This is a genomic window from Proteus sp. fly-1067, from assembly GCF_040139345.1.
GTDB lineage: Bacteria > Pseudomonadota > Gammaproteobacteria > Enterobacterales > Enterobacteriaceae > Proteus > Proteus vulgaris_B.
This window is the reverse complement of sequence record NZ_JBEEUL010000006.1, coordinates 112133-131136: the sequence shown is the minus strand read 5'-3', so window position 1 is coordinate 131136 and position 19004 is coordinate 112133. Positions and strand designations below refer to the sequence as shown.

At 40.4% G+C, this 19004-nt stretch carries 13 protein-coding genes; 2 read left to right on the top strand and 11 right to left on the bottom strand.

Annotated elements, in window-relative coordinates:
- Positions 1 to 10 precede the first annotated feature (10 nt).
- Both ABN217_RS10500 and ABN217_RS10495 read left to right on the top strand, forming a co-directional pair.
- On the top strand, positions 11 to 4945 hold the full coding sequence (locus ABN217_RS10500) for a DNA repair ATPase (protein WP_349459386.1): 4935 nt from the start codon (positions 11 to 13) through the stop codon (positions 4943 to 4945).
- A 667-nt stretch (positions 4946 to 5612) separates the two neighbouring features.
- Complete coding sequence (locus ABN217_RS10495) at positions 5613 to 6578, top strand: helix-turn-helix domain-containing protein (protein WP_072069064.1); 966 nt, start codon at positions 5613 to 5615, stop codon at positions 6576 to 6578.
- Positions 6579 to 6689: 111 nt separating this feature from the next.
- Here ABN217_RS10495 and ABN217_RS10490 read toward each other — a convergent pair whose 3' ends face one another.
- The 11 genes from ABN217_RS10490 to ABN217_RS10440 all read right to left on the bottom strand — a co-directional run bounded on the left by ABN217_RS10490 (position 6690) and on the right by ABN217_RS10440 (position 18914).
- Positions 6690 to 6974 (bottom strand): ferredoxin family protein, encoded by a 285-nt coding sequence (locus tag ABN217_RS10490; RefSeq protein ID WP_060556296.1) that lies wholly within the window; start codon positions 6972 to 6974, stop codon positions 6690 to 6692.
- Positions 6971 to 8257 carry an FAD-dependent oxidoreductase gene (locus ABN217_RS10485; protein ID WP_072069065.1) on the bottom strand — a complete coding sequence of 429 codons (1287 nt, stop codon included), beginning with the start codon at positions 8255 to 8257 and terminating at the stop codon, positions 6971 to 6973. Before ABN217_RS10485 ends, ABN217_RS10490 begins: the two co-directional genes overlap by 4 nt.
- Positions 8258 to 8320: 63 nt before the next feature.
- Positions 8321 to 9262 (bottom strand): FAD-binding protein, encoded by a 942-nt coding sequence (locus ABN217_RS10480; protein WP_196554495.1) that lies wholly within the window; start codon positions 9260 to 9262, stop codon positions 8321 to 8323.
- Positions 9263 to 9273: 11 nt separating this feature from the next.
- On the bottom strand, positions 9274 to 10050 hold the full coding sequence (gene fixA, locus ABN217_RS10475; RefSeq protein ID WP_196554496.1) for a putative electron transfer flavoprotein FixA: 777 nt from the start codon (positions 10048 to 10050) through the stop codon (positions 9274 to 9276).
- Positions 10051 to 10104: 54 nt separating this feature from the next.
- The gene (locus ABN217_RS10470) at positions 10105 to 11244 is read right to left on the bottom strand and encodes an acyl-CoA dehydrogenase family protein (RefSeq protein ID WP_072064398.1); all 1140 of its coding nucleotides are present in this window, start codon (positions 11242 to 11244) and stop codon (positions 10105 to 10107) included.
- A gap of 95 nt (positions 11245 to 11339) precedes the next feature.
- Positions 11340 to 12659 carry a GntP family permease gene (locus ABN217_RS10465; RefSeq protein WP_072069069.1) on the bottom strand — a complete coding sequence of 440 codons (1320 nt, stop codon included), beginning with the start codon at positions 12657 to 12659 and terminating at the stop codon, positions 11340 to 11342.
- Between the two features lie 80 nt (positions 12660 to 12739).
- Entirely contained in the window at positions 12740 to 13873 is a 1134-nt protein-coding gene (locus ABN217_RS10460; protein ID WP_072069070.1) for a 2-hydroxyacyl-CoA dehydratase subunit D, read from the bottom strand.
- Positions 13873 to 15114: a 2-hydroxyacyl-CoA dehydratase subunit D gene (locus ABN217_RS10455; protein WP_109400051.1), complete on the bottom strand. Its 1242-nt coding sequence runs from the start codon at positions 15112 to 15114 to the stop codon at positions 13873 to 13875. The genes ABN217_RS10460 and ABN217_RS10455 overlap by 1 nt, the downstream gene beginning before the upstream one ends.
- Positions 15111 to 15938, bottom strand: a complete 828-nt coding sequence (locus ABN217_RS10450) for an acyl-CoA dehydratase activase (protein WP_072069072.1) — start codon at positions 15936 to 15938, stop codon at positions 15111 to 15113. The genes ABN217_RS10455 and ABN217_RS10450 overlap by 4 nt, the downstream gene beginning before the upstream one ends.
- A 36-nt stretch (positions 15939 to 15974) precedes the next feature.
- Entirely contained in the window at positions 15975 to 17210 is a 1236-nt protein-coding gene (locus tag ABN217_RS10445; protein ID WP_072069073.1) for a CaiB/BaiF CoA transferase family protein, read from the bottom strand.
- 66 nt (positions 17211 to 17276) lie between these two features.
- On the bottom strand, positions 17277 to 18914 hold the full coding sequence (locus ABN217_RS10440; protein ID WP_340893928.1) for an AMP-binding protein: 1638 nt from the start codon (positions 18912 to 18914) through the stop codon (positions 17277 to 17279).
- Positions 18915 to 19004 lie beyond the last annotated feature (90 nt).

Genomic DNA, 19004 nt, shown 5'->3' with positions numbered 1-19004 from the left:
CCGTTATACCATGTCTGAAATTCTGGATACGAATCGTGAGCAGGAAATACTCGATAGTGCTGTTGCACAAGGTGGCGCGTATGAAATCTTACGCAAACGCCTAACAGAGCAAGGCCAACAACTTCATAAAAAAGCCACTGAATTAAATCAACATCGCTTAGATGAATTTGGTCAAAGCCAAATGGATATTATTGGCCGTATCCGTATTCGTACTGAAAATAACTGCCAAGCCAGAGACATTGTTCGTGTAGGTGAATGGCTACTGTTTGGTTATAACGTTTTCCTTGGATTAAAACGTGAAATTCATCTTGAAGATGTCTTTTCACTTTATCGTTTAACTGAAAGTGAGGGAGAGTTTGATGTTGAAGCCGTCCCTTATGAAGATACTTTTTTAAACGATAATCGTTTTATTCAGGATTTTACTGAGCTTTATACTTATTACAAAAATACACAACTACTACAACTTGTTGAGCGTGATGGAAAACTGCTTGCCAGTTTTCAAATTGGTGCGCGAATTACTGATGTGCGTGTTTTCCGCTGGGCTATCTCAAGTGATAAAAAGCGTATCGACTACATTGATAATCGTGGTGAAAGAGATATTGCCCTCCCTCCTGCTTACGATTTCGAATGGACGAAAACTCAACGTGAAGATACGGTCAATAGTCGTTTTCCTCATATCAATATTCTTGATACCGTTTTTGTCGAAACAACCGGTGGCGATCTAACAGTTAAATGTGAAAATAACACCGAGGATGGTTTAGGGATTTATCGTGAAGCCGTATTAGATAAAAACCAATCTCTCGATGATGCACAAATTGAATATGCTCAAACAGGTAGTTTGATTCTGTTAAAAATCTTACCTTATCGCGAAGAAAACTGGCGTTATTTGGTCTATAACATTTTGACGCAAACCGTACAACGCATTGATGCAATTGGACAAGCTTGTGTTCAATTACCTGAAGATCACGGTATTATTTTCCCTGGTGGTTATTACCTGCAAAATGGCGAATACAAAACCTTTGATCAACCAATGGAAGGGATGTATTTCCGCCGTCTACGCCGTTCGCCTAATGGCGAAGATGTGTTATATGTTTTCTACTCTCCTTCACAAGGTCGCCTTGCGCTTTTCAATTACAATATGATTGAGCGTAAACTTGCTGTGCCTTTAGTTGGTCATGGCTATGCGATGTTAGAAGACGGAAAAATGGTGCTGTTTGAAGGTGAAGGCGAAGAAGCAACTCGCGTTCATCCAATGCAAGTTTGGCAAACTCCCTTCTATTCTGAAGAATTTGCTGATAAACAACCTCCCCGTAATGGTTTTTATGGCCGTATTGGTAATGCTGATTTAGTACGAGGTATTTCCGAAATATTGCATGTCGCAAAAGAAATTGAAGGTAATCAAATCTCTATTGCTCGTTATGAGCAACTCAGCTTACAACCTAAAAACTTATTAGATCTCTATTATTGGTTTAATGACGAGCACTGTTTGGGGATTGGTAAATTATTAAAAGATATCGCTCAAACCAGTGAATTAGTACTTGATGAATATGAAAAAGTGGAAAGTATTCGTCAGCAATCTGCGAAATCAATGCTTGAAGCGATTAATCGCCAAAAATCACTACTGGCCTTAACACTCCCTGATAGTTGGACAGATATTCAACAATTTGTTGATAGCTTAAATTTATTAAATGCCCACCGTGGGCATCTGATTTCCTTGCGTGAATTCCGTTATATGGATTTAACCAAGCTTAGCACCATGGAAACAGAAATTACCGAAACGCAACAACGTGTTTCACAAGCGACCGCACTTTTCCTTGCCAGTGATAAAGCATTACAACCGTTTAAAGCACAACTTGTTACCTTTGAAAACCTTATTGAAAAAGCCCAAAACAGCGCACAACTAGATGTACCAATGAATGACATGGAAAAAATGTCTGCTGATTTGGATATGCTTTCTAACTTAATGGCATCTTTAACATTCCAAGACGTTACCCAACAAACGCACATTATTGATGCAATCTCACAAATCTATGCTCAACTCAATCAATCTCGCGCTCGACTACAACAAAAACGTAAATCACAAAGCAACGTCGAAAGCGTGGCACAATTTGGTGCACAATTTCGCTTATTTAGCCAAGGGCTCACCAATGCTTTATCCCTTGCAACCACACCTGAAGGTTGTGACGATCAACTTTCACGTCTTTTAGTTCAATTAGAAGAGTTAGAAAGTCAATTTAGCCATCATGATGAATTTCTTGATGATATTCTGGCTAAACGTGAAGAGTTAGTCGAAACCTTTGAGTCACACAAACAAGTGTTGCTTGATGATCGCCAACGTCGCTCACAAAGCCTATTAACCGCAGCCAATCGCTTACTGGAAAATCTACAACGCCGAACCTCTCGATTACAGTCACAAGATGAGTTAAATGCCTTTTTCGCATCAGATCCTTTATCACTAAAAACACGAGAGATCATTGAAAAACTAAGAGAAATCAATGATAACGTCAAAGCTGATGATATTGATGCGCGCTTAAAATCCTCTCGTGATCAAGCTATTCGTATTCTGAGGGACAAAACCGATATTTTTGAAGACGGTGGCAATGTTATTAAATTAGGGCCTCGCCATCGCTTTAGCGTTAATACACAAGAACTTGATCTCACTATCTTACCGAAAGAAGATAAGCTCTGGTTATACCTGACAGGAACGGATTACCAAGAACCGATTGAAAATACAGAACTTGCTCAATTACAGCCTTATTGGAATGCCTCACTTGAGTCTGAATCGGATACTGTTTATCGAGCAGAGTACCTCGCTTATTCCATTATTTATGCGGCAGCAAAACGTCAAGATGGTCTTGATTACGAAACGCTAAAAGAAGCACTCACTCTTCCTGAAAAGCTTGAAAAACTCGTGCGTGATTTCGCTACCCCACGTTATAAAGAAGGCTATGAAAAAGGTATCCACGATCACGATGCTATCGCCATATTGAAAAAGCTGATCCCTATTGGCGAAAGTGCTGATCTTCTACGCTATAACCCAACGGCACGTGCAATAGCTGCACTCTTTTGGGAAACTAAACAAAATGAACAATATCCAGCGCTGTGGCCTGAACGTGCAAGAACTGCACTCAATATTCAGCAATTATTCCATACAGACGATGCGTTAACCGATCTGCAAGCAGAGATCGAAGCAGATATACGCCTCTTCCTTCATGATAATCCAATTGAGTGTGAACACTATGTACCGATGCAAGCCTCTGAATATTTAAGCTTTGCGTTGGCGAGAAGCCCCATTGAATTGGTTTATAGCAAATATGCTAAAGAGTTAGTGATTGCATTACAAAGTCGATTAGAAGAAGCCCATATGTGGATAGACTTTAATCGCTCACAACAGAATTTAGGTACGCGATACGCACAGCGTTGGGCGCTGATCCAAAATTGGCTACAAGGGCTGTGCTCTTTGCCTGATTATGCCGAACTTACACCTTATATTCCGGGCGCTATCGCTATCATTATTTTAGATAAAGTCGCATCAGCGCGTTATAGTGAAGCTGATTTATACTTTACAGTAACTGACCTATTAGGCTCCCATCCCACCATTGAAAACCAAGCGTTATCACTCAGTTTGGATGACTATTTCAGCCGAATGCGCGGCCAAAGAAAGAACTTTATTCCTGCATTCAGACAGTACCTCACACTGCGTCAAAAAATAGTCAGTAATGAACGTGAACGCTTAAAACTGCATGAATTTAAAGCCAAACCATTAAGCTCTTTTGTCCGTAATAAGCTAATTAACGATGTCTATTTACCTATTATTGGCGATAATATGGCAAAACAAATTGGTGCGTTAGGCGAAGGTAAGCGCACCGATTTAATGGGATTATTATTAATGATCTCCCCTCCGGGTTACGGCAAAACCACATTAATGGAATATGCAGCCGCACGTTTAGGCCTTATTTTTATGAAGATCAATGGCCCCGCATTAGGACACAGCGTGCTATCTCTCGATCCCGAACAAGCGCCTAATGCAACAGCAAGGCAAGAGCTTGAAAAACTCAACTTAGCATTAGAAATGGGTAATAACGTTATGCTGTATGTGGATGATATTCAGCATACTCACCCTGAATTCTTACAAAAGTTTATTTCTCTCTGTGATGGAACAAGACGTATTGAAGGGGTATGGAAAGGAAAAACCAAAACCTATGATATGCGGGGTAAAAAATTCTGTGTCGTCATGGCGGGTAACCCTTACACCGAATCAGGTGAAGTCTTTCGTATTCCGGATATGTTGGCTAACCGAGCTGATATTTATAACTTAGGTGAAGTATTAGGTGGTATGGATGATGCTTTTGCTCTGAGTTATATCGAAAATAGCTTAACTTCAAATGCGGTATTGGCACCGCTTGCACTGCGTGATCTTAACGATCTCTATATTTTAGTCGATAAAGCGATGGGGAAATCTGTCTCTACCAATACATTAAGTTACCCTTATTCTGATGCTGAAATTAATGAAATAGTCATGGTGCTTAAGCACTTAATTACGCTACGCAATATCATTTTAAAAGTAAATCAGCAATATATCGCCAGTGCGGCACAATCGGATAAATATCGCACAGAACCCGCATTTCGTTTGCAAGGCAGTTACCGCAATATGAATAAGTTAAGTGAAAAAGTGTCTGCGGTAATGAATGATGAAGAAATTGAACGTTTACTTGATGATCACTATCTGGGTGAAGCGCAATTACTGACAACAGGTGCTGAAGAAAATTTATTAAAACTCGCTGAATTACGTGGAAAACTAACTGAAAAAGACACTATTCGTTGGCAACAAATCAAGAAAGACTTTATGCGTAATAAAGCATTGGGTGGTGATAATGCCGATATAGGTGACCGTGTGGTTTCACAGTTAGCCAATTTAGTAGAGAGTGTACAAGGTCTACGCTAAAGATAGAAAACAACCATTTTCAGCCCACTTATTTTAGTGGGCTAAATACTACATAGGTAATATTTTATAAATCGAGAAACCTATTTCACATTCACGATATTAAGATTAAATATATTTACTATTAATAAATCATGATATCAAAGGAAGAATTGTTGTAATATACATTATTAATTCTATTAATAATTAAATTTATAAAAATTTTATTTTATATAATTAATAATGCTATGATTAACAATAAATAACAATATTATTTAACAAACGATTATACCCCGTACATAAAATCCATATTAACTCACACTCTGAAAAGAATGAAATAAATAAGATATTAATAAGAATCACTCTTGATCTATTTATGAGATCTCTCTCTAACTATCAGAAATTACCTAATGATTAATTAGATAGAGGTGATAGCATCAATTATGCTATAAATTAATTATATATTTTTCATGATCCTAGCTCAAATTAATTAAAAAAAATTAAATATCTTATCTTCAATTTATTAACAAACGAAAAAGGATCACTCGTTATTAATTTTATTAGTACATTATGCTAATTTTAAACTTAAAATCATTGCAAAAAATTATTCTATTTTAGTCTGATTTAAGATGTTTTTATTCCAGGCAGATAGCGACACAACAAAAATACTTTCAATAAAAGTGGGCGTACTATGAAAAGCATGTTTACGACTCGGGAGCTCCCTGACGTAGATCGGTTTTCCGTATTCAGGGATACAATAAAAGACCGCTTTTTATCGTCTTATGAATGCAATGAAGTCGAATTGCCTCCTCATTCTCGATTTTATGCCAATATTGTCGAGCAGAAGGTGACAAATATTCGCTTTATTCAACTAGAGTCTAATGGGCACTGGGCAAGCAGCCGTCCTTTAACCCATAAACTGAGCTTAGAAGAACATTTTCAAATTGAGATACAGCGTTCAGGAACCAGCCATCTGACGCAAGATGGAAGAACCGCATTTCTGCGACAAGGCGACTTTTGTATTTTTGATATGGCAAGACCCGTATCCTGGTCTTTTGATAACGACTACTCGTTATTTAAAATTCTGATCCCAAGGGAGAAACTAGCATCTCGTTTAGGGAATACCCAAAATCTTACAGCAAGAGCGATACGTGGTAATAGTATTACCGGCTCTCTCGTTTATAGTTTTGTGATGCGTTATATTCCATTCTTGGATTCAATGCCACCACAACATGCGCAACAACTTGCTGATATTTTATTGAATTTAATTACCTCAGCCTTTAGCGAATTCAGTATTGCGACACCACCGCAAAGCTTAGGAAGATCAACACTGTTTTATTTTGCTCAGCACTATCTTGAGCAACATCTTTCCGATCCCGATTTAAGTGTTAATGAATGTGCTAATGCGTGTGGGATCTCAGTACGCTATTTACAGATGCTATTTAAAGAACAAAATACATCTGTACTTCGTTGGATCTACCAAAAACGTCTTGAGAATTATAAAGCAGCATTGGTTAATCCACTTTTAGCAGAGAAAAATATTACACAACTCGCTTATGAATGTGGGTTTAGTGATATTTCTAATTTAAGCCGAAAATTTAAATCTGAATTTTTTATGACACCTTCAGAGTATCGAAAAATACACTCGTTGAGATAAGTTCTAAAACAAATTTATGGGTTATATATGAATCAATATATAGCCAGTATACTCATTCCCCTCTAGTTTATATTTTGGAGGTTACACTAGAGGGGAAAAGGATCTATTTCATTAGCCGTAACGAAACTCTATGCCTAATGTGCCACATGGGTATTCCCATTTCTTTAAGATCGTCTCGCCACATAACACACGGCAAGTACCACACTCTAAACATCCTGCATAATCAAAAAGATATTGCCCTTTTTCATCTTTTTTATATAAACCTGCTGGGCAAGCTTTCATTAAGATTTCAAATTGCGCAGGATCGATATCATCCTTTAAGACAATATGTGGATTTTCTTCATCCACGTTAAATTTATTGACGCCTAATTTAACGTCTACGTTTACTTGACTCATAAAGAACGTACTCCTTTAAAGCCATCTTTAATTAAGTTCATCACACCGACTTTCTTCACTTGAGACAGGATTTTCTTACGTACTGGTTTTTCTGGGCCATTAATCACGAATAAATCATGCATTACATTAGCGGCCATTTGTGGGTAATCAGTAAAAAATCGGGTGTTATCAAGGAAAGCAGGTAGATCTTTATATAGCTTCATATCTTTCATAACAAAGCTGTCATTTAATAAAGATTGATAACAACTCAGCTCTTTTTGACTATAGCTGTTTTGTTCTTTTGCCATTAATACCGCTTTTGCAGCAGCTTCACCTGAAGCAATCGCCAGATCCATTCCTCTTACGGTATAGCCAACGTTGAGACAAAATCCAGCAGCATCACCCGCAACTAATACGCCGTCTTTCACTAATTCAGACACCATATTCATGCCACCTTCCGGCACCATATGAGCTGAATATTCTAATAATTTTCCGTCTTTGATAAGCGGTGCAACAACAGGATGTTGTTTAAAATCTTCTAATAATTGAGGAACCGTTTTTTCGAACTTATCGACGTTATGTAGCCCTAAAACCAGTCCTAAAGAAACAGTATTTTTATTGGTATATAAAAAACCACCGCCTAAGTATCCCCCTGATGGTGCGCCTGCAAAAAGCCAAGCTAATCCTTCATCATTTGTGCAACCAAATCGGTCTTCCATTTGTTGAGGAGTAAATTCAAGTAGCTCTTTCACACCGACAGCAACAGTATGAGGATTTACTTTCTGTGTCATACCTAATTGCTTCGCTAACAGTGAATTCACACCATCGGCTAAAATCACGACATGCGCTTCAATTTCATCATCACCGGCTTTAACGCCACACACTTTGCCATCTTTTACTAATACTTCATCGACACGAACGCCAGTGATCACTTGTGCGCCAGCATCTTCCGCTTTTTCCATTAACCACTGATCAAACGAAGAGCGTAATACAGTATAAGAACGCGCCGCATCCTCTTCTTGCTGAGTATGTTGATAATCTAACGTAACGCCATCTGTCGGCGTTAACATGGAGATTTTTTCACGCGTCACAAGGCGCTCAACTGGAGCTTCTTCGGCAAAATTGGGGATGATTTTTTCAAGGCTGTGTGCGTATAAACGCCCGCCCGTCATATTTTTACTGCCAGCGAAATTACCTCGCTCAACCACTAACACATCACATCCTGCTTGCGCTAAAACATAGGCAGCAGTACCACCAGCAAGTCCACCACCCACAATAATGGCGTCAAAAATATCGTCTGACATACTTTTCTATCCTTTTATTATGTGTGGTCGCTTAGCACACTTTCACTAAGCGACCGACGGGGATTAGCCGCCAAGTTTTGCTGTTAATGCAGGTAACACTTTGTAGAGGTCGCCGACAATCCCGTAGTCCACCATATTGAAGATAGGCGCATTTTTATCTTTGTTGATACCAACAATAATTTTTGCTCTATCTACACCGACCATATGTTGAATTTGTCCTGAAATACCGACAGCAACATAAACATCAGCACCTAAGGTCACGCCTGAAACACCAATGTAGCGATCGTGTTCCATCCAGCCTTCACCTTCAGCAATTGGACGTGAACAACCCACTTCACCTTGAAGGGCTTTCGCTAATGCTGACGCTAACGCAATATCATCTGCCTTACCGAAGCCACGTCCAACACCAACAACACAATGCGCTTTACCTAAATCAACACTACTACCTTGTTTTGGCTTACGTGCTAACACTTTTAATGTATGCGCAGGGGCGACAAAGGTACCTTGTACCACTGATGCATTGGGAGCATCTGTAATGACTTCCACATCTAATGCACCACCAACGGTAGCAATAGCATAAGGTGAGCGAATTTCTGCTTTAGCATGTGCTAAACCACCATAAACTTGGTGTGTTGCAATCACGGTATTGTTTTCAACGGTTAGGCTTAATGCATCACTGACAACACCCGCTTTTAACGTAACACCAAGGCGAGCTGCAATAGCTTTTGCTCGTTTTGATGATGCTAATAAAACCAATGCATTAGCACCCGCTTCTTTAATAATTTCAGCAAAAGAAGTCGCATAATCTTCAGCAATCACACCTTCTTGTGGTTCAAAGCAATAGACACAATCAGCACCAAGGCTGACACATTCACGAGTGCTTTCATCATCACCGATAAATAACACATTCACTTTTTCACCAAGACCACGAGCAAACGCTATCAACTTCGCTAAATCATCCGCTTTCTCGGCATAAACAAAGGTAGTAGGTAGTAAACTAGCCATTTTTAATCTCCTTATTGATTAACCGCTTGGCGTAAATGCTCAGCAAATGTGGCAATATTTTCATCTGAATCACCTTCTAAAATAATGCCAAGGCGATCAGTCTGTTCTGGTGCGCACACTTGCGTTTGCACTACGGTGAGTGCTGAAAGATCAACACCAATATCTCCTAACCCAAGTTTCTCAACAGGTTTTTTATTAGCCGCTAAAATGGCTTTCATTGACGGTAATTTTGGGGTGTTAATGCTTGATGTCACGCAGACAACGGCAGGTAATGTCAGCTCTAACTCTTCAGTGATATTTTCTAAATCACGTTCAACAATAATTTTTTCACCTTCAACGGTGATTTTATTAACGGCATTAACACAAGGTAAGCCTAAGTATTCGCCTACCGCTAAACCTGTTTGTTGAGCGTATAAGTCACCAGAACCTTCACCGAAAACTAATAAATCAAAACCCACTTTTTGTGCCGCTTGCGCAATAATATTGGCGGTATCTGTTGAATAAAGCGCATTACACGCATCATCAGCAACAAGTGTTAATGCATCAGGGCCACGCGATAAAATATCTTTTTTAATTTTCGCGTTTTCTACCATTGCACTAGTGCCTACACTCAGCGCAGTTACGGTGCTATCACCAAGAGCCGAGGCAATTTCTACTGCCGTTTCAATCGCGTTTAAATCATATAAACTAATTTTTAAACCCGCATTATCAGTTGCGAGTGTACGATCAGGCCGCGTTGTGATGTCTTGTTCGTCATGAACAACCTTACAGCAGGCAATAAGTTTCATAATTCACATTCTCCGTTTTGCTCAATGGAGCAAATTAATAAAATCCCAATGTCATTACGCTAAAATATGTTTAGCGATCACCATGCGTTGCACTTCGCTTGTGCCTTCAAAAATTTCGGTGAGTTTTGCTTCACGCATTAGGCGTTCAACAGGATAAGATTTGGTGTAACCCATACCGCCGTGGAGTTGAACGGCTTTTTGAGTCACATAGGTTGCTGTTTCAGAAGCGTATAATTTGGCTTGCGCTGATTCGCGGGTATAAGGAAGCCCAGCAATTTTTGCCGCAGCTGCGCGATACACCAACATACGAGCACAATCTACACGGGTAGCCATATCCACTAACATCCATTGCACACCTTGGTTGGCCGCAATAGGTTTTCCAAATTGAATACGCTCTTTGGTGTAATCAATCGTGGCATCTAATGCACTTTGTGCGATACCTAATGCAATAGCTGAACAGCTTAAACGACCACCATCTAAGGTTTCCATTGCAATGCTAAAACCTTTACCTTCAGCGCCTAAACGAGCACTAACAGGTACAACACAGTCACTAAAACTGACTGAACAGGTTTCAGAGCCATTCATACCCATTTTTTCTTCAGGTAAACCAATGCTGATCCCTGGATTATCACGCTCAACTAAGAATGCAGTGATCCCTTTAACACCCGCACTTTTATCGGTCATGGCAAATACAATAAAGAATGCACCTTGAGGTGCTGCTGTGATCCACAATTTAGAGCCATTGATCACATAATTATCACCTTGGCGAACAGCCGTTGTTTGTTGAGCAGCAGCATCACAACCTGCGCTTGGTTCTGATAAACAGAAGCAACCAATTTGCTCACCTGAAACTACTCCCGGTAAAATACGTGCTTTGGTTTCTTCATCAGCATATTTTTGAATAACAGGGCCAGTTAATGAACACTGTGAACCCATGATCATGGCGTGTGCAGCACTGACTTTTGCCATTTCTTCTGTTGCTAATACATAGCTAATTGCATCTGCTTCTGTTCCACCATAATTTTCATCAATATTGAAACCAAAGAGTCCTAACTCAGCCATAGGTGCAACGCTTTCACTTGGAAACCGGTGTTCTTTATCGATTTCGCCAGCAATAGGCTTAATATCGTTTTCAACAAACTCTCTGACCATATCGCGGATCAGGACTTGCTCTTCTGTTAGCTGAAAATCCATGTTTATCTTCCTCTGTGAATATATAGGGTTATCTCTATGGCGTGCGATTTCACGTTTGTCGTCTTATCGCACGCATTAATGGGTTAACGTTATTCCTACATCGTCGCTATGGATGCAGGTAAGAAGGTGTACAGCAGCAACATAAACATCATGGCTAACAGTGGGATAGCGAGAGTTAACGTTCCTACAGGGCCATAGCCCTCTTTATGGCTGACACCACAGACGCTAAAGACAGTAATAATCAATCCGTTAAATGGTGGAGTTGTACTCATTGATGCCATTGTGGCCACACGGTGTAAGGAGCCTTGATCAACCACAGTTGCAGGGAACATTGCTGCAATCATTGGCATAGCAATACTTAACGCACCGGAGCCTGAACCACTGATAAACACCAAGGCACCGACTGAAATTGCAGTAACAACAAGTGGATTAAGACCTGATTGAGCAATCGCTTGGAATGATTCTTTAAACGCAGGCAAGGTCATCACTAATGCCCCAAACCCAACAATAACCGCCGTGTTAAAGAGGGAGGTCACCCCTTCCATCGTTCCAGCTGCTAAATTAGGTACAAGCTTTTTCCAATCGAGATAGCGTAAGTACACAATCAAGGCAGCGATAATGGCGCAGAATAAGGCAATAGCAGGGTCCCATTTCAGAATATTCAGCACGACAAGCAAAATAAGCATAGGGAGTAATGCAACAAGCACATTAGGTAATTGACGATCTTTTTTACCTTCTTCGGCTTTGGCTGTTTTTTCATCTTCAACCCAGCCTTCACCTTTCGCTTTTACACGCTTAAATAACCAAGTGAGATAAATAATCACTAAGGTGACTTGGAACAACGCTGTCAACATACCCGGTACTAAACCTGCCGTCGCTGACGTACCTAAGAACTTCATTGGGATAAGGTTTTGGATTTGAGGTGATCCAGGCATTATCATTACAAACGTACCTGCACCGGCAAAATAGACAGCAGGAATAAGTCTGCGAGGAAGATTTGCTTTGCGAAATAAACTCACCATCATCGAATAAACGGTAAACAGTGCAACAAACACTGAAACACCGCCGTAGGCTAAAATGGCACAAGCCGCAACTAATGAAGGAATAACGGCTCTTTCACCAAATTTACCAATAATAAAAGAGGCAACACTATCAGCAGCGCCACTGATAGCGGTTAATTTGCCAAAAATCGCACCGAGTACGAAAATGAAGAAGAAGCTACCAAAATAGCCACCTAACCCACCGGTATACACTTGTAATAGTGCATCGACAGGATTAAGCATATCTGGTGATACAAGCCATGCAGTCACAGCAAGAAATAGGCTGGTGGTAAAGACAGAAATGAAGATATGTATGCCTTTCATACACATAATCATTAATATCGCTAGCCCAATGATTAAACAAATAATACCCATGATTGCCCCACTTATATGTGTTAGGGTTCAATTGACCTGTGCTATTCACACAGGTCTTTTGTGACTATTGATTAATGTTGTTAAGCAGAAAGCACATCAGCAAAAGTTTGCAATGCCGTTCTAGCTTGTTCATACGTTTTAGTTTGCTGATCGATTTCGATAATGATGGAAGGAATGCCTTCTCTATCGAGGAATTTCTTCACTATCGGGGCATCGAATTCTTCAGGATCACAGAATTTTGTTAGCAAATAGACAACACCATCTGCACCTGTGTTTTTCACCATATCGGCAATTAAACGACCACGTTTTTTCTCTGGATCATATAAAAGTGAACACCCTTCAAGCTGAGCGATTTGCTCTGCCATTGCTTCATAAGGGGCGTTATTTTCTGGAATATCTTGACGGAACTGACGAGACTCATGTGCCACTTCATCTGCCACAATCGCCATCTTGTTATCAGCCAAAATTTGTAGAATAGAAGGGCTATCCGCAATAATGCCTGTCACAACAACTTTATGCCCTTTCCAAGGTTCTGGAGATAAGGTTTTGCATTGCGCAACAATGGCTTCAACGGCTTTTGTATGTTCAACAACATCCATAAAATAACCACTTTTGATCACGGTATTACGGCGTTGTGGTGTGATTAAATTTGGATGAAGCGCAGCCATCTCTGAAAACTCGCGTAACGCGGCACGACGCTGATTAAACAGATGAATTGCATTTTTTAGTGCATCATCTGTCACAGGCTGACCTGAAATCTCCCCTAATTGCAGTGCAATTTTTTTGTATTGTTCGGTTAAGAAAGCAATCCCTGCTGGGGTTTTACGATTTTGTGGATGCACCAGTTGGATAAAAGGCACTTGAGGAACACCCGCTTTCCAGTTTTGCCCTAAGCATTTTAAGGTGTCACACAAAGAAGGAATTATGGCTGCTGACAGTTTATTCAGCGCACCATCCAACCCCATCTCAAGAGAAGAAAGCACTAGCGCACAATAGAAAGGAGGAAAGTATTTCTTCGCTTCTGAGATCTCACGGCCTTCCGCACCCCAAATGCCAAAAGGCACCATGCCCGCTGCATAGACAATTTCATTCGGCGTATATTCAGGGAAACAACCAATCACCTTTTTGCCACTACGAATAAAACCTTCTAATTGCGCAACGGGGTTATCCACCACCACTTGCAGCTCATCAAATCTATCCGTTAATGTTTTCATTAGATGTCTCCCTTTTTCATATCTGCTTTATTCGCAGCCATAATTTCTGTTAATGCTTCAACACGGGTGACATACTGCGCTTCTGAGAAAACACGAGGATCTGCTTGGTCGCCATCAAAAGTCACCGTTGGGATCTTAAGTTCATGGCGAATACGGCGCTCAATTTCGGGCATAATGCCACTCCAGAGCTTACAACTGCGGTTAACGTGGATAATCGCGCCATCAACTTTATTTTGACGACTCACATCGATACGCATATCAGCAGCACGCTCAACAGAGACACAGTTAGGCACATAAGAGTAAGCGCGCATCATCTCGTCACTGTTTTGATAAATCACACCAAATGCAGTGGCGTAAACAGTAGCGGTAACGTTGATACCTTGTTCTTTTAACGGGGTAGATGTGGCACGCAAATAAGGCCAGCAGGCAATACCTTCAAAGAGAACACGGTATTTTTCTTCACCGCGGTAAGTCGATTTTTTCTCTTTGATGTTTTGTTCCATCTCTTCACACAGTTGCTCAAAAGCCAGTGCTGCTTCGAGTTTTCCGCGTGCACAAACAGCAACGGCCATATGATTAAACAGATCAAAACCATTCATTGGTGATGGTTCGTATTGGCAATATTCAGCTGCTTTTAACCATGCACGTCCTGTGCGTTGAGAAATTTCACAGACTTCTTTAAATTTCTCTTCAGAGAAGACTTTGCCAGTGACTTTTTCAAGTTGTTTAATCGCATCATCAAATTGCGCTTGAACATACTTCACAGTCACATCATCAGTGTCATAATCATTTTTATAAGGAATATCGATAAGGATCATCGGGATATTCAATTCGTATGCGATATTTTCATACCACTTGATCATGCAGTTACAGATATTGTTGCAGCACAGCAAGAAATCAGGCTGAGGCATATCCATCTCTTCACACTGCTTGATATCCATGTAAGAAAGGCTGATCCGAGCATAAGCACAGATATCATTGGAATATCCCATGCTTTCTGCATGCTCACACATTTTTAAACCTGCACCTTTTGCCGCAATTGCTGCGGCTTGGTTTTCAGGATAAACCACACATAAACCTAATGTTTCCGCAATTTCTTGTGGGAAGTTAGAGGCACACCAGCCTATTTTTTCACCGCTATTTTTAGCATCCCACGCACGCTGATAAGCATCAGCCGCGATTTTTTGCAGTCGTTTTTTCGCAGGAATATAATCCGGCGCATTCATATCTACATTGCTCATTTTGATGTTCCTATTGTTAACGCATCGTCTTCCAGTTGATGGCGGTACGCTTCAAAGGCATAAATGGCGGCACCTATCGCCCCGTTGTATTGTGATAAAGGTGAGGTGGCGATAGAGGCGTTCAACTCTTCGCTTACATAACGAACAACTTCAAAATTACTGGCAACACCGCCTGTCATCACAACAGGGGCTTCAACACCCACTCGTTTTGCAAGACCAGCAATACGGCTAGCTACAGAGCGGTGAATGCCATTAATAACGTCGGGTATTGTTTCGTTATTCGCGAGATGAGAAATCACTTCTGATTCAGAGAACACAGTACAGGTTGAGCTAATCGTGACTTTCTTAGTGGACTTAGCGCCCTCTTGAGCGAGGTCAGAAATCTTGGTTTCTAATACTCTCGACATTACATCTAAAAAGCGTCCTGTACCGGCGGCGCACTTGTCATTCATCACAAAGTTTAATAAACGGCCTGCACCATCCATATGAAGTGCTTTAACGTCTTGACCGCCGATATCAATCACTGTTTTGACGCCCGGAAAAAGAAAGTGCGCGCCTTTGGCATGACAGCTCAGTTCACTCACTTCTTTATTGGCTTCTTTCAGAGAATTACGCCCATAACCTGTTGCACAGATCCAACTGATCTGACTGAGGGAGCCACCAAATTGGCTTAATACTTCAGCGATCGCTTTTTCAGGCCCTGAGGTTCCTGCACCCACTGATGCCAGTGATTTAGCGACAATTGCGTCACCATTTTTCATGATGATGCATTTTGATGCAGACGATCCGATATCAACGCCCATTGTGAAAATGTCTTGTTGCATGCCTTTGCTCTCCTGAAAATTAAAAAAATAAGTGGATTATTCTTTCCACGTCATCACGTCTTTATTGGCTTCAAGGCTGGCAATTTCTTCTGCGCTATACCCTAATTCAGCTAATACAGACGGTGTGTCTTCACCTAACAAAGGACCACGACGATATTCAGGTAAACCACTCTCTAAGAAATCAATAGGTGGACGAACTAAGGCTTTTTCACTGCCATTTTTGTACTTCATGTTGTAGAAGGTGTTAATTGCCCAAGCCTGTTTGTCTTCCAGCACTTCTTCCCATGTTTGCGCAATACTGAATGGGATATCGTTTTTGGTGAAAATATCGGCCCACTCTGGCGCTGTTTTTTGCTCAATTTGTTGCCAAATCAGGTCATATAATTCAGGGGAGCGATTATTTTTCGCCACTTCTTGTAGGCGTGTATAACGAGCGTCTTCCGCTAAATCTGGACGACCAATACAAGAAATGAAGGTTGGATAGTAGGCGTCATAAACTGGCATACAGACTTGAATAAAACGGTCATCTTTTGTTTTATAAGCCAGAATAAATGGGCTGGTAGTATTACGACGATCGATTGGATACGGCTGACCATAATCTGGGTATTGTGCTGCTTGGATCATGATTGCTTGAGTATAAATTGAGGTATGCAGTAAGTTAGTTGAAACATACTCACCTTGACCAATATTTTTAGCGCGAATATAAGCAGCTAACACACCTGAAACCAAGCCTAATGCACACTGGTGATCGCCAAGACCCGGGATCACGTTCATCGGTACTGTGCCTTTTTGGTACAGCGAACCTAAAATACCACCACGAGCAAAGAATGCAGTGTAGTCAAATCCTGGTAGATCTTTATCTGGGCCTTCATCACCATAACCTGTCACGCTGGCGTAAACTAATTTTGGAAAACGTTGTTTTAACGTTTCATAATCCAATCCCGCACGCTCTCTTGCACCAGGACGCCAGTTAGTTAAGAAGATGTCGGCTTTTTCTAGCAGTTCAAACAGAATTTTTTTACCTGCTTCTGTTTTTGTATTTAATACGATGCCACGTTTATTGGCATTTTCTAAATCAAAACTGGTGTTTTCATGTTGATCTAATGGACGGCCTTCAGTCGGTGCGGTGTAACGTAAATTATCACCACTTGGGGATTCAATTTTGATCACGTTCGCACCCATATCAGCTAAAATACGTCCCGCTGCGGGTACGGCAATAAAGGTCGCCAACTCAACTACAGTGACGCCTTCCAGTGCTTTACGACTTGTCATTTTTTCTCCTAATTATTTTTAGACTTCATACTGCTGTTGTCAGAATGTGGATAAATCCGTTGTCACTTAACCCGCTACTTTGGTTTTTTCATCCTTGATTGAAACGCCATAACCCAATTGCAATTTCAGGGCTTGCACATCAATTTTTCCGCAAGGGGTATGAGGAAACTGCGTAAAGAAATGGAGTTCTTTGGGGATTTTGTAGCGAGCTAGCCGCTCTTGTAGAAATGCCTGTAATTCGCTTTCCGTAATGGTATGGCCTTGTTGCACACAAACAGAGGCAATCACTTCTTCACCTAAATCAACCGAAGGAATACCAAAAGCTTTTGTTGCGTCAACACCGGGATATTCCGCAATAGCCTCTTCTATTTCACAAAGACTGATATTTTCACCACCACGGACTACAATCTCTTTCATGCGATAGGCGTAGTGGTAATTTCCTTGTTCATCGACATAACCGATATCGCCTGTGTGTAACCAACCTTCTTCATCGATAGCTTCTTGGGTTTTATCAGGGGCATTGTCATAACCCATCATCACATGAAAACCACGGGTACAAATTTCACCCAAAATACCCACTGGCATAGGTTTACCCGTTTTTGGATTAATAATTTTCATTTCAACAAAAGGTAATGGCTTACCGATAGAACTGCGTTTTATTGGTAAAGCATCGTTTGGTAATGTTTGAGTACAACAAGGAGAAGCTTCGGTTTGACCATAAGAGATGGTGATCCCTTTCATGCCGAGGATAGTTTCAATATCATCGATTAACGCAGGAGGAAAACTTGCCCCGGCTATAATGCCTTTATCAAGGCTAGATAAATCGTAGTGAGAAAATTGCTCATGTTTCATTAAACGGCTAAAAATCGTTGGCACACCATGCATAACGGTACAACGATAGTTTTGAACCACTTTCAAAACATCTTCTGCACAATAGTTATCAAGCAGAACTAATTGACATCCTGTTGTTAACGCAAAAAAGAGACAAGAAGAGAGCCCAAAGCAGTGAAATAGAGGAACAGCAAGGCAAATGACATCGTTATGTGTTACGCCTAATCGCTGTGCTGACAGCATGGCATTATTAATTACATTATATTGGCTTAACATGACACCTTTAGGCATAGCTGTGCTACCTGATGTCATTTGAATTGTCAGTAAATCTTTTACACTGACTTGTGAAACAGCGTGTTGATATTCTTTATCTGATATTTTTTTGCTAATTGCTTTTAATTGAGATAACGAAACACTTTTTTCTGCCGTTTTATTTCCCATGCTAATAAATAACTGAGGTAATACATCTTTATTTTCGGATGCTTTTTTAGAAAGACAATTAATCACCTCAATAAAGTTATTACTTTTAAACCCATCAGAAAAACACAATGCTTTAATACCGGTTAATCTACATAAATCTAATAACTCTCTTTTTTTAAAATGAAAGTTAATACAAACAACAGGAACACCAATTTGAGCAGCGGCAAGAAAACAAATTATCCACTCTTTACTGTTAGCAGACCAAATACCTAAACGATCGCCTTTTTTTAAACCAATCGCTAAAAAACCACGCGCAACATTTTCTACTTCTTGTTGTAATTGTTGCCAAGAAAGTGTCTTTTTACTTTGGTTTTCAATCAAGGCTGTTTGTGAAGCATATTGCTTTACAATATTGTTTAGACATTCTTTAACTGTCATTTCTAATAAGGCCATAAATACCTACTCAACCGCTTTTTTGCTGGTGTTTGCGTCTGTAATGACCTTATTCTGGGTAGGGGATATTATTCATTCTTGGTAAATAAC